Here is a 17,882-nt window from a genome sequence, read left to right on the forward strand (position 1 = left end):
CGGTGCTTTTGGTTGATGTCCGTTATCACCAAAATACTGTACAATACATATACAAAAAGCTTACAGAGAGTTAGTCTATTTGTACGACTAACCTGCTATTGTTTGGCCAAGTAGGCAATGCCGCGCTTGTTTTGTTACTGGCGAGCGCCAGAGACCTGGAGATACGATGAGTCAGTGCGCGCGCACAAACGGAACCTGCAAACGCTGCGAAGGCGAGCTGCCCTTCGATTTCACGATGGCCTTTCAACCCATTGTGGATGTATCGCTTGCCAAGATTGACGCCTATGAGGCTCTGGTACGGGGCCCGCAAGGTGAATCTGCCTGGAGCGTTATTTCCCAGGTGACCGACAGCCTGCTCTATCACTTTGACCAGGCGTGTCGAGTTAAAGCCATTGAGATGGCAAGCGCGCTTGATATGCCGACAGCGCTGTCGATCAACTTCCTGCCCAACGCTGTATACGAACCCAGGGCCTGCATCCAGGCGACACTGGACGTCTCTAAACGCGTGGGTTGGCCAACCGACCGACTGATCTTCGAAATCACCGAAACCGAGCGCGTGCGTGACAGGCAGCATCTATGCAACATCATTGATGCCTATCGCTCGATGGGTTTCAGAACGGCCCTGGACGATTTCGGCAATGGTTACGCCAATCTGGACCTTCTGACCGACCTCGCCCCCGATAAAATCAAGATAGACCGTGAACTGGTGATGAACTGTGACCAGGATCATAGACGCCAGTCGCTGCTTCGCTCGATCATTCAACTGGCCGATGAACTAGCGATCAAACTGATTGCCGAAGGCGTGGAAACCCACGCAGAGGCGTTGTGGCTGGCCCGTGAAGGCATTGCCTGCCAACAAGGGTTCTACTATGCACGACCGGCCGTCAATGCCTTGGCTGACGATAAAGCCTTAAAGCTGCGCCTGATGGCGCTACGCGAAGAATCACAGCAGGTCAGCGAAGGTACCCAATGACTAGTTACGCCTCGCCAGACATTCATCAGCTTCTGGACCAATCAAAACGCAATACGGAAAACGTCATCAAGGCGGCACCGCTGGGTATCTGCATCACCGACCCCCATGGTTATTTTGAAATGGTCAACCCGGCGTACTGTGACTTTTACGGTTATGCCGAAGAGGAGTTGCTCGGCCAGCACTTCACCATGGTCGTTCCCGATGCCAACCGCGAGACGCTCCAGGCCCTCCACGACTCGTTTATAGGGGGAGAGGAGAGACATGAGCTGCGTCAGGAGTGGGAGGTCATCGGTAAAGGTGGCAAAACGCATACCATTATCGCCGAAGCCGCACGCATCATCGGCTTCGACGGCCAGCCACGGAAAGTCACCTTTATTGTCGATATCACCCAGCGCAAACGGCTGGAAGAACGCCTTCAACGGGCGAACGAGCGCCTGCATTACCTCGCCCACCATGACGAGCTCACCGGCCTGTTGAATCGCCGGGCCGGCTTGCAGCGCCTGGAACAGGAGCTAAGTCGAAGCTCGCGTTATGGCAGCCCACTTAGCATTGCGATGTTTGATCTGGATAATTTCAAGGCGATCAATGATACCTACGGCCATAGCGTAGGCGACGATATTCTCCAGGAAGTAACCGCTAAAGTGAACGAGACACTGCGCGAAACTGACTTGCAGATTCGCCTGGGCGGCGAAGAGTTTCTGGTCATCATGCCCGAAGTAAATGCAGAAAATGCGCGGCAGGCCATGGAGCGAGTGCGCGCTGCCGTTGCCCAGACAACATTTACCCAGCGGGCCTTGACGGTTACGCTCTCCGCAGGCGTGGCAGGTTATGTTGAGGCCTCCACCACCCGGTTACTTGATCATGCCGATAAAGCCATGTATCAAGCTAAACAGTCGGGTCGCAATCGCGTTGTGGTCGCTTCATCCATGTAATCCTGCCTATTGCGCACTATGCTGAAGCCTATCCCCATCAACTCAGGAGTTGAGCTATGAGTAATGCCGAGTTAAACGAGTTAAAAAACAAGTATGTCGCTGCTGGTGCCGCAAGCCCCGCCACCGCCTTTGCCGCGCGCGCGGAAAACTCTGAAGTATGGGACGCCGATGGCAATCGCTTTATCGATTTTGCCGGCGGCATTGGCGTACTGAACGTCGGCCACCGCCATCCCAAGGTCGTGGCGGCGGTCAAAGCCCAGCTCGACAAGGTGATGCACACCTGCCAGACGGTAATGCCCTATGAAGGCTATGTAAAAGTCGCCGAGAAGCTGAGCCAGATCGTCCCGGTACGTGGCCACGCCAAGGTAATGCTGGCCAACTCGGGCGCTGAAGCGCTGGAAAACGCCATCAAGGTTGCCCGCGCGGCCACAGGACGCTCCAATGTGGTCTGCTTCGACGGCGGCTACCACGGCCGTACTTTCTACACCATGGCCATGAACGGCAAGGTCGCGCCTTACCAGACCGACTTTGGCCCGATGCCGGGCACCGTTTTCCGCGCACCTTACCCCGTGCCCTACCACGGCGTAAGCGAAGACGAAGCCATCCGTGGCTTGAAAATGGCGCTGAAAACCGACGCCAACCCCAAAGATACCGCCGCTATCGTGCTTGAGCCGGTACTCGGTGAAGGCGGCTTCTACCCAGCCTCCACCAGCTTCCTGACCAAGATCCGTGAAATCTGCGATGAACACGGCATCTTGATGATCATCGACGAAGTACAGTCGGGCTTTGGTCGTACCGGCAAGATGTTTGCCATCGAGCATAGCGGCGTAGAGCCAGACATCATGACCATGGCCAAGAGCATGGCCGACGGCATGCCGATCTCCGCGATCGTGGGTACCGACAAGGTCATGGACGCCTCTGGCCCCAACTCGCTGGGCGGCACCTATACCGGCAGCCCGACCGCCTGTGCGGCTGCACTTGCGGTAATGGAAGTGTTTGAAGAAGAGAACATTCTCGAGAAGAGCCAGGCGCTGGGCGAAAAGCTGGCGCAACGCTTCAGCAATTGGGAAAGCAAGTTCGCCTGCGTTGATAACAGCCGCAACATGGGTGCCATGGCAGCCTTTGAGCTGGTCTCGGACAAAACCGACCGTACGCCCAACCCTGAACTGGCCGCGGCGCTGTGCAAAAAAGCACGTGAAGAAGGGTTGATCCTGCTTTCCTGCGGCATGTACGGCAACACCATCCGCTTCTTGATGCCCGTCACCATTCAAGACGATGTGCTCAATGAAGGGCTGGATATTATCGAGTCCTGCCTGGATTCGCTGGTATAAGCGTTATCTTTATATCAGACCAAAACGCCGCCCAATTGGGCGGCGTTTTTTATGTTGGCGTTAACGAGGCCGCCGGTCACCCTCGAGAAAATTAGCCGTAAATACCGCTTTTCCATGGGTTTCGAACGACCACTTCATGACATCGCTCAGCGCTGCCATCACCTCGTCGAATTCACCAAACACCTGGGTACTCATCCGGTTAGGATGAACCTCCAGGCCTGTTGCTTCCAGGCGTTTTACCACTTCTTTCACCACCGGCTTGAAATCATCGGCCAGTGGGTAATAGCTAAGCTGTACAGAAAGATACATAACGTCTCCTTACGCTGTGCGGGAAGACTGACTCGTCTTGGCCATGCGATGCCAGACATCCAGGATAGCGTCGCGGGTTTCCTCGGGGTGCTCCATGGGGAACATGTGCGTGCCGGGAACACGGCTCACCTCGACCCCATAGCGCTTCAAGCGCTGAATGCGCGACGCCGTCAACAAGTGTGAGTTGTCGCCCGCCACGACCTCTACCGGGACGCTCAACCGACGCGGCAAACGGGTCAAGTGGTCCGGCAAATGACGGAAAATCTCTACCTCGATGCGCGGGTCAAACGTCAGTTCGGCACTGCCGTCGGCCAACACTCGGGTTCCTGCTTCAATGTAGTCGTTGAGCGCGTCCGGGGTAAAGCGCCGGAACAGCCCGCGGCGACGCAGCGAATTGGCCATGGCCTCACGACTCGGCCATACCGTGCGCCGGCCCAGGGTTTTACCCGCAGGTGTTACCCGGTCGACAAACCCAAAGCGTTTGGCAGCTTTCATCGCCCAGGCATCCCGTCCCAGCATCAACGGTGGATCGAGCATGATCACGCCGCAGAAGCGTTCGGGCTGTTTATCAGCCGCCATCGCCATCAGTGTGCCGCCCAGCGAATGCCCGACACCAAGCAATGGCTTATCGCTATCGGGGAGGTAGCTCAGCAACTCATCCACCAGGTTGCCCCAGTTATGATTGACCGGGTAATCCGGATGGTGCCCCAGGCGATCCAGCGGGTGCAGATCAAAGGACTCGGCCAATGGATCAAGCAGGCTGCGATAGCTCAAACCGGGAAAGCCATTGGCATGGGCAAACACTAAGCGAGGGCGTGATGAGGTATCAGCAGGCATGGCAGGGCTCATGGTGAAGTCGATAAGTCAGTGGTTAGAAACCATCTATCATACATCTGTTTTAATTCACTCTGTGCGCAGCGTCAATCCGATCAGGCGTTAACAGGCTAATTAAAAAAGCGCCAGCTGTTGCACTTGCGTGTTCTCCGCCAGCCGATACCCTACGCCCAGCAGGCGCACGGGTCGCTCGCCACGGTGCCAGCCCACGTTCAGCAGTGTTTCGAACTGAGCCAGGTCCGGCGCGGGGTCAGCGTGCTCTACGGTGGTTTGGGTGAAGTCGTTGAACTTTACTTTAACGATTAGCCCGCGCACCCCGAGCGGCGGGTCCAGCCTTGCGTAGCGGCGCTCTAAATCCTCGATCAGCCCCGGCAGTTCATGGCGACAGGCCTCAAGAGTAGGCAAGTCCTGGGCATAGGTTTGCTCGGTGCTGATTGATTTGCGCTCGCGGTGGGTTTTCACCTGTCGATCATCTCGCCCCCAGCTCAGCTCATGCAACCGCCGCCCGAAACGGCCGAAGTGCTCCACCAGATCCGTGAGTGTCCGAGCGCGTAAATCGGCACAGGTATGAATGTCCAGACCCGCCAGTTTCTCCGCCGTACGCGGACCCACGCCGTGGATTTTTTTCACCGAGAGCTGCTGTACGAAGCCGTCCACCTCATCCGGCGTGATCACGCAGAGGCCGTCGGGCTTGTTCCAGTCGCTGGCGATTTTGGCCAGAAACTTGTTCGGCGCCACACCCGCCGAGACGGTAATGCCTACCTCGCGGCTGACCCGCTCACGTATCGCCTCGGCCATGAGCGTCGCACTACCGTGATGCTGAGTAACCCCGGAGACATCCAGGAAAGCCTCATCCAGGGAAAGCGGCTCGATAAGCTCGGTAACGTCGCGATAGATGGCAAATACCTGCCGCGCGACGGCTTTATACTTGGCCATATCGCCGCGAATGACCGTTAAATGCGGGCAGCGCTTGAGCGCCTGGGCCATGGGCATCGCCGAGTGAATGCCGTATTCGCGGGCGGGGTAATTGCAGGTGGCGACCACCCCGCGCTGCTCCACGCTGCCGCCAATCGCGATGGGAATATCGCTCAGCGCCGGGTTGTCGCGCATCTCCACCGCCGCGAAAAAACAGTCACAGTCGCAGTGAATAATTTTGCGCACTGGCTAGCCTTTAAACTGTAAAAAAACACAGCTTACCACAGCATCAGGTACCGCAGAACGTCCGCAGCACCTGCTCGCTTTCGGTGGCGGGTGCCGCCAAGCGACGCGCTTCAACGGTGTCTTCAAACGGCTTGGTCACTACCGCAAGTAGCGTATGGAACGGCGTGAAATCGCCCTCGACCGCGGCATCAATGGCCTCTTGAACGCGGTGGTTGCGGGGAATCACCACCGGGTTGGCGCGCTGCATGGCTGCCAGGCGGTCGGTGTTTTGGCTTGCCACCTGGGCCGCCTGCCACTGGCTGAGCCATTCGCCTAGCGCCTCTGAGTTCTGCGTTAGCGCCAGCACGTCCTCACGCCTCTGGTCACTGGGCGACGCGACGTATTGCGTCAGCGCATCAAAGGTGGCGGTCATGTCCATCCGGCCCTGGTGCATCTGGCTTTCCAGGCCTTCCATCAACGCCTCGGCCTGGTCACTTTCCGCTTCCAGGCCTAGCTTATCGGCATGCAAGCGGCGCTGTTCGGCGTTAAACAACGTATCGAAATGGCGGATAGCATCGGTGGCTTTTTCAACCAAGGCATCGCCCTCACCGTCTATCAGCGGCAGCAATGTCTCGGCGAAGCGGGCCAGGTTCCACTGGGCAATCGCCGGTTGGTTGGCAAACGCATAGCGGCGGCCTTCATCGATGGAGCTATACACCTTCTGCGGATTGAACTGCTCCATGAAAGCACAGGGGCCATAATCGATGGTCTCCCCTGCCAGGCTGCAGTTATCGGTGTTCATCACCCCATGAATAAAGCCGACGCTCAGCCAGCGGGCAATCAATTCTGCCTGGCGGGCGACAACTGCCTCAAGCAGCGCCATGTAGGGGTCGTCTGCCGAAGCAGCCTCCGGGTAATGGCGCTCAATGGCATGATCCGCCAGGGCCTTTAGCGCCGCTTCATCCTGACGGGCAGCGATAAATTGAAACGTCCCGACGCGAATATGGCTGCTGGCCACGCGGGTAAATACCGCCCCCGGCTCGGGCAGTTGGCGCACCACCCGCTCACCGGTGGTAACGGCCGCCAGCGCGCGGGTGGTAGGAATCCCTACGGCGGCCATAAACTCGCTGACCAGATATTCACGCAGCACCGGCCCCAAGGGCGAGCGGCCATCGCCACCGCGGGAAAACGGCGTACGGCCGCTGCCCTTGAGCTGCACATCACGGCGCTTGCCGTGCTGGTCGACGACTTCACCCAGCAGTAACGCTCGGCCATCGCCCAGCTGCGGCACAAAGTTGCCGAACTGGTGGCCCGCGTAGCCCAGGGCACCCGGTTTGGCCCCGGGCGGTAACTGATTGCCACTGAACCACTCGGCAAGCGTGGTGGTATCAGGGATGTCCTGCGCGCCCAGTTCTCGGGCGAGCGGGGCATTAAACGCAATCAACTCCGGGCGCGCAACCGGCGTTGCCTGGCTGGCAACCCAGAGCGGTTCCGGTAAGGTGGCATAACGATGTTCAAATGACAGCATGAAACGATCCACGTGCTAGCGAATAAGGTATGTCCTAATACCCTAGCATTTTACTCAAGTAAACGCCGAGACAAAGCTTCCCAACGATGTCGACTACCCATAAATCTACGCTAACGCCCCTGCCCCAGGATTTTTATAACCGCGATACCCTGACGGTCGCCCGAGACATGCTCGGCTGCTGGCTGGTGCGTGAAGACAACGGGGAGCAACTGGCCGCCAGGATTGTGGAAACAGAGGCGTATTGCGGTGCTGAGGATTCCGCCTGCCACGCCCACCGCCGCCGCTCGCCCCGCACGGAAGCCATGTTCGGCCCAGCGGGCCACGCCTACGTTTATCTGGTATATGGCATGCACTGGCTACTCAACGTGGTCACCGAGCCGGAAGATTCACCCTGCGCGGTGTTAATTCGCGCCGTGGAGCCCACTATCAACGAGGCGGCAATGCGTGCCACCCGCCAGGCACCGGGCAAGCAGTTGAGCAATGGCCCGGGCAAGCTCACCCGTGCGCTTAGTATTGATAAGGCCTTGTACGGCCACGATATGACCCAGACTGGACAGCTGTGGATTAGCCGAGCCACGCATAGTGCCGCTATTGCGACCGGGCCTCGCGTGGGGATCGATTACGCCAGCCCTGAGCACCGCGACGCCCCCTGGCGGCTATGGTTGGAGGGTAATCCGTGGGTGTCCAAGGCGCGCTAATTCTCGCGCAGACAACGCACCGCCTCTTCCAGCACCGGCGTTAACGGTGCGCGCCACTGATGGGTGAGCATGGCATCAGCGCGGGTCACGCCAAGCGAGAGCGAGGCAACGGGAAGGCCCATTCCATGCGCCTCGCGGCAGAAGCGGTAGCCGGAATAGACCATCAATGACGTTCCCACGGCCAGCACCGCCTCCGCATTGTGCAACCCAGCCTGGGCGGCAACCCGCCGAGCAGGCGGGACCACATCGCCGTAATAGACAACGTCCGGTTTGAGAATCCCCCTGCAGCGCGGGCAGTCGAAGACCTGAAAGGCGGAAAAATCGGTTTCCAGGTCAGCGTCGCCGTCCGGTGCATGACCGGCATCCAGGGCGGCAAAACGCGGGTTGAGGTGTGCCATTTCACTATGCATGGCGTGGCGCATCATATGGTAGCCACAGGTCATGCAACTGACGGTATCGGCCCGGCCGTGCAGGTCAATGACTTTCCTTGACCCCGCCCGCTGATGCAGGCGGTCCACGTTCTGGGTGACTAACAGCTCCACATAACCCATGGTTTCCAATGCGGCCAGTGCCTTGTGCGCACCGCTCACCTGGGCTCCGGTCAGGGCCTTGAAACCGACCAGCGCACGCGCCCAGTAGCGCTGGCGCACCGCATGGGAAGCCATGAAGTCGCCGTGCTGAACCGGCGGTGAGCGCTTCCACTGGCCATCGGCATCGCGATAGTCAGGAATCCCGCTGTCGGTGCTCACGCCCGCGCCGGTAAGAATCCAGAGCTTTGGGTAGCGCGCGATAAAGTCGGCAAGCTCTTCACCTGCCTGGGCCACGCTTTTGATCATGTCCACTGCCTGCGTCAAATGTTCACCCCTAGGCAATTCTGCTCTCGCTAGACGATACTGTATGACAACGGCAACGCCTACTCTGTGCCAAGCTTTTTATCCGAGGAGCCACTTATGCAAGGGTCTGATCAACGGACGATGCGGGATCATGATGTCATTATTGTTGGCGGCGGCATGGTCGGCGCTGCACTGGCGGCCCGGCTGGGCAATGCGGGCCAATCCGTCGGGCTGATCGAACAAGGGGATGCCCCCGCAGCGCCCGAGGGCGACTACGACCTGCGCATCTCGTCGCTGAATGCGCGCTCGCTTACGTTTATCAACGCCAGCGGCACACAGCTGCCCGAGGAGCGCTGCTGCCCCTTCCGGCATATCGATGTCGCCAACCAGGATGGCACCGGCCACTCGCTTTTCTCTGCGGCTGACAGCGGCATGGAAGACTTCGGTATCTTTGTCGAAAACCGCACGCTCCAGTACGCCCTCTGGCAGCGTTTGGCCGACCTCCCCGGCGTGACCTGCTATACCCAGTGCGCCCCGGTAAGTACCCTGACCACGGGCGAGGCGCGCCTGATCGAGCTGGATAACGGCAAGACGCTAACCGCCGCGTTGATCGTCGGGGCCGATGGTGCGCGTTCCACCCTGCGCGAATTAGCCAGCATTGGCGTGACCCATTACGACTACCACCAGCGGGCGATGATCATTAACGTGGAGACCGAGTTGCCCCAGCAAGACGTCAGTTGGCAGGTCTTTACCCCCACCGGCCCCATGGCCATGTTGCCACTGCCCGGCCAGCGCGCGTCGCTTGTGTGGTACGACAGCGACGAGGCCACCAAGACGCGGGAAAAGCTGGACGATGACGCGCTCAAGACAGACATCGAAGACGCCTTCCCCGAGCGGCTGGGCAAGCTCACCCGTATCGTGGCGCGCGCCAGCTTCCCCATCAAACGCCAGCACGCCAAGCGCTACATCGGCAAACGCCTGGCGCTGATCGGCGACGCCGCCCACGTCGTCCACCCGCTGGCAGGCCAGGGACTGAACATCGGCCTGCACGACGCCGACACGCTCGCCGAGATTATTATTCATGGCCGCGACCCCGGCGACTACCTCAACCTACTACGCTTTGAGTGCCAGCGCCGGGCGGCTAACCAGGCGATGATTGCCGCCACCGACAGCTTCCACCATCTGTTTACCGGTGCCAAACCGCTGCGCCAACTGGGTGATCTCAGCCTGCATATCGCCGAGCGTATCCCCTTCGCCAAACGCATGATGATGCAGCAGGCCAACGGGCTGAATCCGTTCAAACGGCGCTAGTGCGCTGACAGCAACTCATGTTCCATTTACTGTACAAGTCAGGCGCATAAGCCTACACTCGTACGGTTAGCTGTACAATAGGAGGTTCCATGAGAATTGTATCGTTCACGGAAGCTAGAAATGGCCTGAAAGCGGTATTAGACGGCGTAATTAATGATGCCGATACCACCGTTATTACGCGCCGGGATTCAGAAGACGCTGTCGTGATGTCGTTAGACTATTACAACAGCCTGATGGAAACGGTGCACTTGCTGCGTTCGCCCGCCAACGCGGAGCATCTCAATCGCTCCATTGCGCAGCTTAGATCGGGGCAAACCACGCATAGGGATTTGGTGGATGAGTAGTCGTCTACTGTCGTGGACAGATGAGGCGTGGAACGATTATGTGTACTGGCAAACGCAGGACAAAAAGACCCTTAGGCGGATCAATAAACTTATCAACGATGTGAAACGCTCCCCTTTCGAGGGGTTAGGCAAGCCAGAACCTCTGAAGGAAAACCTGGCTGGCTTCTGGTCTCGTCGAATCGACGACACTAACCGCTTGGTGTACGCCGCTGACGAGCGTTCCATTACGATTATTTCGTGTCGTTATCACTACTAGTGCCAGGCTGACATGAAGCGCGTAACCGCCCACCAACCAGCTCAAAGGAGCCCTTAAATGAGTCAGGCTCCATGTGATGGGCTGCTACAGCTATCTTGATTTCAGGTCGGCACCTGTATTAGCGGTTAGCATTTTCCTCGGCCACCTGACGAAGTGCATCGACAAGCACGTCGGCGGGCTGGGCTCCAGAGATCAGGTAGCGCCCTTCGAGAATGAACCCTGGCACCGCGCTCACGCCTGCTTCCATGAATCGCTGTTCTGACGCGCGAACTTCGTCCGCGTATTGATCGGACCGGGCAATAGCCTCAGCAGCGTCCCCGTCAAGCCCAACCTCGATGGCCTTCTCTCGCAGAACAGTGGGATCTGAAGGGTTTTTTGCCTCACCAAAGTAGGCATCGAACAGCGCCAACTGCAGGGGCGTCTCCAGGTTCTGCGTTGCGGCCCACGCAAGCACACGGTGGGCATCGAACGTATTGTGCGCCCGACGCTCGCGGGCACCGCTGAAATTCAGCCCAAGCCCTTCGGCCACGGCTATAATCTCACTCTGGGCCTGCTCCATGCTGGCAGCATCCTTGCCGTACTTGCGGCATAAATGCTCCAGGATCGGCTCGCCCTCGGGCGGCATGTCCGGATTGAGCTCGAAGGGCTGCCAGTGGAGTTCAACGTCGATCTCGCCATCAAGGGTTTCTAGCGCTTGCTCCAAGCGCCGGTAGCCGATCGCGCACCACGGGCATGCCACATCGGACACCAGATCGATTCTTACCTTTTGCATTTTGTTTACCCCTTCGACATATCCCAAAATTCGATCAAACTAAATAAAGCATGTTACGTGTATATAGGGCGTAACGGCAGTCTGATAAGGAGACAGCCATGGCAAAAGCAGCGTTAGCGTTAAGCTTCCTATTACTTATCAGCGGTTGTGCTCATGATAGACATACCGAAACTTCCGACGTGACCGACTCAAGCACGTCAGCCGAACAAAGCGCGCCCCACCACCAGATGACCGACCAGTGGGTCGGCCGATGGACTGGCGTAGAAGGGTTATTCCTGGAAATCAGCAAGGACGCGTCTGCGGGCCCGGGCCATTACCTGCTTCACATGCGCTACGGCCTGGATGCTGATCAAATCGGCACCTTCGAAGGGCAATCAACCGCCGATGGCATTCGCTTCAACCGCGGGGACGGCCCACAGCTGCTCCGTGCGGGCGACGGCGAAGCGACAGGCATGAAGTGGCTATTGGAAAAGGAAGATTGTCTGATCGTCAGAACAGGTGAAGGCTATTGCCGCGACTGACTCGCCTGGCGCTCTTTCCAGCAAGTGCGACAAATCTGGCATCTCAATGCTCGACATCACCCTCCTTTGGGTCACCTGCCCGGTGTAGGAGGCTTCATGCGACAGCCCCCTACACACGTCGCAGCCCGACCAGCAATACCCATAACCTTTGAATACCCACAGACCCCACAAAAAGGACCAGCCCCATCGCTAAAGAGGCTCCCCCTCGCCATAGTAAATAAGGGTTGGCACTTGAGTACTGTTGCGCAAAACTCTCGCCAAGAGAAACGACACCGGTGGCAATAAAGTAAATACCGATAAGCGCCGTTCCAACCGCCATCAAAGCGCGAACGCCAATCGACATGTTTGCCTCGTGTGGAACCAGCCAACCCGCCAGCTTCTCGCGTAGCAAAATAAGACCAACGCCAATCAGCGTGTAACTAAAAAAGTGCACCGCGTGGATCATTAAAACACTGGCTGGTATATCCCCCTGATCAGAAAACACCATAAATAACGATGAAACGACCTCAGGCAACTGACGTAACGTCATCCATAACCCCATTAGCGCAACTAGGCTTGCGACCAACGGGCGTGTTTGCATCCTTGGCATAGATTCCTCGGTACGAAAAGCGTTGTAGAGTGAGTCGCGAAGCGGAGTAAGGGCTATCAGCGTGACGCGCATCGTTATGCGCTGCTAAACATCCGGCCGTTGCCCAATACACAGCAGTGCCGTTGGCTCCAAGTCTGAGGGTAACCTTAGTGCTTGCTTCACCCTCAAATCATCAAACCCTGCCACTAGCACACAGCCAACTCCGAGAGCCGTGCTCAAAAGATGGATATTCTGCGCTAAAGCGCCAACTTCCATATACACATAGCGAGCACCGCGCTCCCCCTGAGGTGGCTGACATTCAAAGTGCCGAACCGCCTCCTCAAGTTTCGCTGTCACTCCGATGACGATAGCCGCATCCTTCAACCATGGTTGATCGCCGATACCTAGCTCTAGCATGGTGTCTTCCGGCACACAATCACCGACAAGCTTCAGCGAATGGCTGTCATCCATATACTCATAAATACCAGGCTCAAGCCCTGATACTCGTTGCACCGCGATTCGTAGATGGAGCGGGTATACCCCGCCGGCCGATGGCGTTGTTCTTTTTTGGTCTGGACCGGTGCTTCCCTGAGCCGACCAAAGCAACTGGGACAAGACACCTAATGGTAAAGGCGCCTTTGAGTAATGCCTTATACTGCGACGAGCCTCAATACAGCCAACTAATGGTTCAGCGTTTTGCAATTCTGGTGCAGGTAACTCGAAGATCATGCATTGACTCCCTATGCATAACGTAGAGCAAAACGGCGGGGCGTCAGGGACTTCCACCTTCCGCGGTTTGTTAGTTCACTCACGACGAGCCAGCAAAAGCCCAATACCAGCAGTGCCAATTAGCCCCGAGCAAATCCGGTTGAACACACGACGCATCGAAGGTCGAGAGAACCAATTACGTAATACTTTCCCGACAAATGCATACCCGGCTATCGCTATCCATTCAAGTACCAAAAACAGGATACCTAGCACCAGAAACTGAAATCCTACAGAACCGGCAGGGTCGACAAACTGAGGCAGAAAAGCGGTGAAAATCAAAATAGCCTTAGGGTTTCCGGCCGCCAGAAGAAACTCTTGCCGCCCCAATTGGAGCAAGCTTCTTCCTCCAAGGGCTTCATTTTCATTGTCAGAAGGATCTGCAGTCCACAATTGAAAGGCAATCCAAAGCAGATAAAGACCTCCGACAACCTTTATGATGAGAAATAACTTTTCCGATGTATACAGCACGGTGGCAAGCCCCATCGCCGCAAGCGTAATCATGCCCACGAAGGCAACCAGGCGACCGATACCAGCATAGCAAGCAGTTCTGACGCTGTACCGCTTCGCGTTAGCCATTGACAGGAGATTATTGGGCCCAGGCACCATGTTAAGAGCAAAGCACGCTGGTATGAACAACAAGATAGTCATTAGCGACACAACTGGCTCTCCTTTTTGAACCACAGAGCGCACTGGCGCCCTTGACGCAGCGAAACGGAGACAAGGGCGTCCAAGTGCTGCGTTTGATTAACTGGTTTGCTGGATATTGGCAAGGCGCTTCCGCTCCTGCTCAGTCATTTGTTCCAGGCGCTCTTCTAGGGAATTCAGCCCAAGACGCGCACGGCGTTCGTTAACCGTAGCAAAATCTTCGATGGGAAACGGTGTTGGCCAACCATTTTCATCAGCATCAAACTGGGTGCCGTAGTATTGAGACTTTCCAGATAAAATGCGCACTCGATCCTGCAGGAATGCCAACTGCCAACCTACCACATCCTCTCTAGCAACGGCCTCTTCAAGCAGGCCAACACATTGAGCCATAAACTCGAGGTCTGAAACAGAGTGCTGAACTACTAACCAGGCAGCTTTGGCGCCTTCTTCCCCAACTAATGAAATCCCGGGCCAGCCGTGACTGCCAATAATCTCTTTTAGGCGTAAAGCGTTTTTCTCATGCAAAGCTTTCATGCGTGGGTGATATGAATCAGAAGGCAGCTCTCCGGAATCGAAGAGCTGATGCAACATGTGCTGGTCTTCCGCCATCATCCCAACCAGCTCATTCGCAAGGTCCTGATCCATTGGCTCCTCCTCATTTAACGTGAGCGCTCAAACGCCGCTACCCGCGCAGCGGTGTAGTGGTCAGTTGGAGCGTTTTGTTGGGCTTAGCCTTCCAACGAAGCTCCACGTTTCTAGGCACGGGACACACCATATGCCGACAATGCGATTTGGATTTGGTCATCCTCAGTCGTTTCCGGATAAAGCTGATAGCTCGGCGCGAGGATCGGCTCTACGGCCGTGGCTCGCACTTCAATTAGATTATGAATCTCGAATTTGCCCGTGACCATTTCTTCCAGCGGTCCTGCTAAGCTGGCGTAACGAGAATCTGACCGTGCCACACAGTTCGCGCGACCGCGCACCTTGAAGCCCTTTTGCACGAACACGTCCACGAACGAAACACAGACAGCATCATTCGATAGTACATTCCGCACGCTTCCAGGCGATGCAATATTAGCAATCACGAGGCGATCGTTTTCGTGGGCGGCAAAAACCTCCTTCGGAGACACGTTCGGAGTCCCGTCTCGGCCCACCGTTGCAAGCCAACATAGAACGCTGCGATCGACTATTCCCTGACTTCTTCCGTGATCATTTAATCCTCCACCAATCGTAATAAACGGAACGCATTATTGCGCCCGACAGTGATTACACGTCTCGCTGAATAACCTCAATGAACCTGATGGCGCTTTAATTGAGATCTTTATACAACCATCAAAATTAACTCTACTTTATTTAGTCTTCTGGCAGCAAAGCGAATTTTGGTTAATAACGGCCTTACGAGGTATTTGCGCTGTAGCGCTGATAGGGGGAATTGTTCGATGGGCACATGCAAAGCCGCGGCGTTCTGGGTGAGATATACGATAGCGGGTAAGAGCAAGTGAGCGATATATTTTAAAGTAGCCGCTGCTTGCACGAAGGGTCGACACACGAAAAGGCTATTCGCCCACCACTTCAGAAAAGTGGCCCGCTTTATTCAGGGTGTATTCGCCAAAATCCCGCGCCAGGTAAAGCGAACCCGAGTAGACACGCAACGCCTCTTGGCGGATGTCCTCGATGGAAGGCGAGGCAAGGGGGTGGAGCTGGTAACGAGGGCTAAAGTGCGTCAGCACCAGGTTGGGCAGCGCTACCGATTCGGCAAACGCAGCGACCTGACTGGCGTAGCTATGCCCCACGTCACCGGCCTTCTCGGCCATGGCTTCGGTATAGGTGGCTTCGTGTACCAGCACTTGGGACCCTGCGCACGCCTCAGATAACAAGGCGGGCTGGTCATTGTCCCCGGCGATCACCACTTTTCTTGGCTTGTGTTTAGCGATCAGGAAGTCACGGCTTTTTAACCGTTCACCCGCGAAGTCGATATCAACGCCCTGCTTCAACTGCCCCCACAACGGCCCTCTCGGAATCCCCTTTTGTGCCAGCTTATCCACATCCAGTGCCGACTCGACCTTTCGCTCCGTCAACCCATAAGCATAGGACGGCGCCCGGTGCGAAAGCCTGCAGGTGGTAACCGCGATGCGCTCAAACTCGACGCTTGGCAGCTCGTCGGAGCAGACAAATTCCAGAGCAAAGGGTAACGATAGCTGGGTGGCCTCGCAGGTGGCATCCAGCCATGCCTTGATGCCTGCGGGCGCCACAATGGTCAGCGGCGCTTCCCGGCCGTTCATCGCCGCACTCGCCAGTAGGCCCGGCAACCCATAGCAGTGGTCGCCATGCACGTGGGTAATCAGGATGGCTTTCAGTGAGTTCAGCGAAAATTTCGTGTGCAGGATCTGATGCTGGGTGCCCTCACCACAATCGACCAGGTACCAGCCCTTCCCCTTGCTCTCACGCAACGCGACTCCGGTGACGTTTCTTTGCTTAGTGGGTACACCGGCGGAGGTGCCGAGGAAGATTATATTCATCGTTTGCTCGTGATCTCTTAAGTACACGCTTTGGGCACAAGATGAAGCCAGCCTGGTCGCTATGTTGACACTCTAGCAACCACCACGGTCATACTGCCGACCCAAATAATTTCGTTTTGGCGATCTAACCATGGGCTTTGATGGATTAACGTCCAAAGCAGCAAGCGCATGCTTGAATGCGCACTGCCATGCGCATAAACTTAGATGACACATTGAATAGCCACCTGGAGGTTCCAATGGCCGAACTTTATAACGCAGCCGCGCCAAAAAAAGCGGCGAACCTCTCAGTCAATAGCGACCTGCTGCGTAAGACCCGTGAACTGAACATTAACTTGTCCGCTACCTTGGAGCGAGCCTTGAAAGAAGAGCTCTCCAAACGCGAAGCAGCCCAATGGGTGGAAGAAAATCGCGCTGCGATCCAAAGCTACAACGATTTTGTCGAACAACATGGATGCTTCGGCGACGAATTCAGGGAATTTTGATGGCACAGTTCGATGTATACCCCAACCCAAGCAAAACCAGCCAAGAACACTACCCATACCTTGTCGATATTCAGAGCAGCCTGCTGAGCGAACTGACAACTCGCATCGTCATCCCTTTGGGGAAACGCTCCGCATTAGGTGGCAACGCCATGCAAGGCCTCACGCCAGAAATCAGCTTTGCAGACCAGGAACTACTCCTGTTAACCCCGCAAATTTCCTCTGTTTCTGAAAAGCATCTCAAAAACCCGGTGGGCTCTCTATCGCATTTCAGAGACCAGATTGTTGGCGCCCTGGACATGGCCATCACGGGCATTTAACGCCCTGGTTAAGCTGCTTCAAAGTCCAGGGGATGGATTCCATCCAGATTGACCATATTCCGAGCCACCCAAAGGTCATACCTATCCTGCATCGCCAACCAGCTCTCACCGATATTACCTTGTACTAGCCGCCAGACGCGCGCCCAAGGCGACGAACAATGCCCCAAGGCCACGATCCATCCATAAGCCCACTCGCCGATTTTGTCTCAAGAAAGCGCCTAACCTTGACCCCAGCATAACCAAAGGTGGCTCTATGCAAGCGGCGACAACAATGATCAGGCTTCCGTGCAACAGCAACTGAGCACTGGGCGGGCCAGCACCTTCCACAACGAACTGAGGCAAGAAAGCCAGGAAAAATATGGCCACTTTCGGGTTAAGGGCAGAAACCAGTGCTCCTTGCCAATAGATTGAATGCATTCGTTGATGGCTGACACCCTCACTGGCCACGAAAGCGTCACCCCGCGATAGAAGCATTTTAATACCCAGCCATATTAGATAGGCGGCGCCGACCCACTTAACAATAGAAAACGCCAGGGCAGACGTGGCAAGGATTGCGGAAAGCCCCACCGCCGCCATCACGACATGCAACGCGGCCCCTGTCCAGATGCCAAACATCGCAGCGAATCCGTGTTGACGTCCGTTACGCAACGTTTGCCCCAAAATAAAAGCGATATCTGGGCCTGGGGAAAGGTTTAGCAGGGCCGCCGCACCAAGAAATGTCACCCAGTGAATTATTGTGTAATCAAACATTTTGACACTCCTATGTCCTTAACCAAGGCCAGCTCTATCGTGCTACTGATG

General features: G+C 56.5%; 23 protein-coding genes. 10 read left to right on the plus strand and 13 right to left on the minus strand.

The window, feature by feature from the left end; translation table 11 throughout:
- The first annotated feature begins 166 nt into the window (after positions 1-166).
- Genes QC816_RS11465 through gabT form a run of 3 tightly spaced genes read left to right on the plus strand, consistent with a single transcriptional unit; the run spans position 167 to position 3,236 of the window.
- Positions 167-973, plus strand: coding sequence for an EAL domain-containing protein (locus tag QC816_RS11465; RefSeq protein WP_085919603.1), 807 nt, complete (start codon positions 167-169; stop codon positions 971-973).
- Entirely contained in the window at positions 970-1,905 is a 936-nt protein-coding gene (locus tag QC816_RS11470) for a sensor domain-containing diguanylate cyclase (RefSeq protein ID WP_085919604.1), read from the plus strand. Before QC816_RS11465 ends, QC816_RS11470 begins: the two co-directional genes overlap by 4 nt.
- Before the next feature lie 56 nt (positions 1,906-1,961).
- Entirely contained in the window at positions 1,962-3,236 is a 1,275-nt protein-coding gene (gene gabT / locus QC816_RS11475; protein WP_085919605.1) for a 4-aminobutyrate--2-oxoglutarate transaminase, read from the plus strand.
- 60 nt (positions 3,237-3,296) lie between these two features.
- Here the strand turns inward: gabT and QC816_RS11480 are convergent, their stop codons facing one another.
- The 4 genes from QC816_RS11480 to QC816_RS11495 all read right to left on the minus strand — a co-directional run bounded on the left by QC816_RS11480 (position 3,297) and on the right by QC816_RS11495 (position 7,047).
- A complete protein-coding gene (locus QC816_RS11480) occupies positions 3,297-3,545 on the minus strand; it encodes a YkoF family thiamine/hydroxymethylpyrimidine-binding protein (protein WP_008958845.1) in 249 nt (82 codons plus the stop codon).
- A 9-nt stretch (positions 3,546-3,554) separates the two neighbouring features.
- Positions 3,555-4,382 (minus strand): alpha/beta fold hydrolase, encoded by an 828-nt coding sequence (locus QC816_RS11485; protein ID WP_085919606.1) that lies wholly within the window; start codon positions 4,380-4,382, stop codon positions 3,555-3,557.
- 111 nt (positions 4,383-4,493) lie between these two features.
- Entirely contained in the window at positions 4,494-5,540 is a 1,047-nt protein-coding gene (gene dinB, locus QC816_RS11490; RefSeq protein ID WP_199284681.1) for a DNA polymerase IV, read from the minus strand.
- 43 nt (positions 5,541-5,583) lie between these two features.
- Positions 5,584-7,047 carry a protein adenylyltransferase SelO gene (locus QC816_RS11495; protein WP_085919608.1) on the minus strand — a complete coding sequence of 488 codons (1,464 nt, stop codon included), beginning with the start codon at positions 7,045-7,047 and terminating at the stop codon, positions 5,584-5,586.
- An 86-nt stretch (positions 7,048-7,133) separates the two neighbouring features.
- On the opposite strand from QC816_RS11495, the gene QC816_RS11500 reads away from it, so the two are divergent.
- The gene (locus tag QC816_RS11500) at positions 7,134-7,745 is read left to right on the plus strand and encodes a DNA-3-methyladenine glycosylase (RefSeq protein WP_309782294.1); all 612 of its coding nucleotides are present in this window, start codon (positions 7,134-7,136) and stop codon (positions 7,743-7,745) included.
- On the opposite strand, the gene QC816_RS11505 is transcribed toward QC816_RS11500, so the two are convergent.
- Entirely contained in the window at positions 7,742-8,581 is an 840-nt protein-coding gene (locus tag QC816_RS11505) for an NAD-dependent protein deacetylase (protein ID WP_309782296.1), read from the minus strand. The genes QC816_RS11500 and QC816_RS11505 overlap by 4 nt on opposite strands.
- Before the next feature lie 114 nt (positions 8,582-8,695).
- On the opposite strand from QC816_RS11505, the gene QC816_RS11510 reads away from it, so the two are divergent.
- The 3 genes from QC816_RS11510 (at position 8,696) to QC816_RS11520 (ending at position 10,489) form a co-directional block, all read left to right on the plus strand.
- The gene (locus tag QC816_RS11510) at positions 8,696-9,889 is read left to right on the plus strand and encodes a UbiH/UbiF/VisC/COQ6 family ubiquinone biosynthesis hydroxylase (protein ID WP_264824493.1); all 1,194 of its coding nucleotides are present in this window, start codon (positions 8,696-8,698) and stop codon (positions 9,887-9,889) included.
- A gap of 89 nt (positions 9,890-9,978) precedes the next feature.
- On the plus strand, positions 9,979-10,233 hold the full coding sequence (locus QC816_RS11515) for a type II toxin-antitoxin system Phd/YefM family antitoxin (protein WP_309782300.1): 255 nt from the start codon (positions 9,979-9,981) through the stop codon (positions 10,231-10,233).
- Positions 10,226-10,489 carry a Txe/YoeB family addiction module toxin gene (locus tag QC816_RS11520; RefSeq protein WP_309782302.1) on the plus strand — a complete coding sequence of 88 codons (264 nt, stop codon included), beginning with the start codon at positions 10,226-10,228 and terminating at the stop codon, positions 10,487-10,489. Before QC816_RS11515 ends, QC816_RS11520 begins: the two co-directional genes overlap by 8 nt.
- 118 nt (positions 10,490-10,607) lie before the next feature.
- Here QC816_RS11520 and QC816_RS11525 read toward each other — a convergent pair whose 3' ends face one another.
- Positions 10,608-11,261 carry a DsbA family oxidoreductase gene (locus QC816_RS11525; RefSeq protein ID WP_309782304.1) on the minus strand — a complete coding sequence of 218 codons (654 nt, stop codon included), beginning with the start codon at positions 11,259-11,261 and terminating at the stop codon, positions 10,608-10,610.
- A gap of 98 nt (positions 11,262-11,359) precedes the next feature.
- Between QC816_RS11525 and QC816_RS11530 the strand changes: the two genes are divergently transcribed.
- Positions 11,360-11,782 carry a hypothetical protein gene (locus QC816_RS11530; RefSeq protein WP_309782305.1) on the plus strand — a complete coding sequence of 141 codons (423 nt, stop codon included), beginning with the start codon at positions 11,360-11,362 and terminating at the stop codon, positions 11,780-11,782.
- Positions 11,783-11,891: 109 nt separating this feature from the next.
- Here QC816_RS11530 and QC816_RS11535 read toward each other — a convergent pair whose 3' ends face one another.
- The 6 genes from QC816_RS11535 to QC816_RS11560 form a co-directional block, all read right to left on the minus strand.
- On the minus strand, positions 11,892-12,311 hold the full coding sequence (locus tag QC816_RS11535; RefSeq protein ID WP_254902950.1) for a hypothetical protein: 420 nt from the start codon (positions 12,309-12,311) through the stop codon (positions 11,892-11,894).
- Positions 12,312-12,455: 144 nt separating this feature from the next.
- Positions 12,456-13,079, minus strand: a complete 624-nt coding sequence (locus QC816_RS11540; RefSeq protein WP_309782308.1) for a SagB/ThcOx family dehydrogenase — start codon at positions 13,077-13,079, stop codon at positions 12,456-12,458.
- A 75-nt stretch (positions 13,080-13,154) separates the two neighbouring features.
- On the minus strand, positions 13,155-13,775 hold the full coding sequence (locus QC816_RS11545) for a LysE family translocator (RefSeq protein ID WP_309782310.1): 621 nt from the start codon (positions 13,773-13,775) through the stop codon (positions 13,155-13,157).
- 87 nt (positions 13,776-13,862) lie between these two features.
- The gene (locus QC816_RS11550) at positions 13,863-14,408 is read right to left on the minus strand and encodes a DUF6624 domain-containing protein (RefSeq protein WP_309782312.1); all 546 of its coding nucleotides are present in this window, start codon (positions 14,406-14,408) and stop codon (positions 13,863-13,865) included.
- Positions 14,409-14,518: 110 nt separating this feature from the next.
- The gene (locus QC816_RS11555) at positions 14,519-14,893 is read right to left on the minus strand and encodes a pyridoxamine 5'-phosphate oxidase family protein (protein ID WP_309782314.1); all 375 of its coding nucleotides are present in this window, start codon (positions 14,891-14,893) and stop codon (positions 14,519-14,521) included.
- A gap of 426 nt (positions 14,894-15,319) precedes the next feature.
- The gene (locus tag QC816_RS11560; protein ID WP_309782316.1) at positions 15,320-16,282 is read right to left on the minus strand and encodes a ribonuclease Z; all 963 of its coding nucleotides are present in this window, start codon (positions 16,280-16,282) and stop codon (positions 15,320-15,322) included.
- A gap of 236 nt (positions 16,283-16,518) precedes the next feature.
- Here QC816_RS11560 and QC816_RS11565 point away from each other — a divergent pair, with 236 nt between their 5' ends.
- Both QC816_RS11565 and QC816_RS11570 read left to right on the plus strand, forming a co-directional pair.
- Positions 16,519-16,764, plus strand: coding sequence for a type II toxin-antitoxin system CcdA family antitoxin (locus QC816_RS11565; RefSeq protein WP_085919619.1), 246 nt, complete (start codon positions 16,519-16,521; stop codon positions 16,762-16,764).
- Entirely contained in the window at positions 16,764-17,081 is a 318-nt protein-coding gene (locus tag QC816_RS11570; RefSeq protein ID WP_309782319.1) for a CcdB family protein, read from the plus strand. The genes QC816_RS11565 and QC816_RS11570 overlap by 1 nt, the downstream gene beginning before the upstream one ends.
- Positions 17,082-17,195: 114 nt before the next feature.
- Here QC816_RS11570 and QC816_RS11575 read toward each other — a convergent pair whose 3' ends face one another.
- Positions 17,196-17,831 carry a LysE family translocator gene (locus QC816_RS11575; RefSeq protein ID WP_309782321.1) on the minus strand — a complete coding sequence of 212 codons (636 nt, stop codon included), beginning with the start codon at positions 17,829-17,831 and terminating at the stop codon, positions 17,196-17,198.
- Positions 17,832-17,882: the final 51 nt, after the last annotated feature.

Source organism: Vreelandella janggokensis, assembly GCF_031451615.1.
GTDB lineage: Bacteria > Pseudomonadota > Gammaproteobacteria > Pseudomonadales > Halomonadaceae > Vreelandella > Vreelandella janggokensis.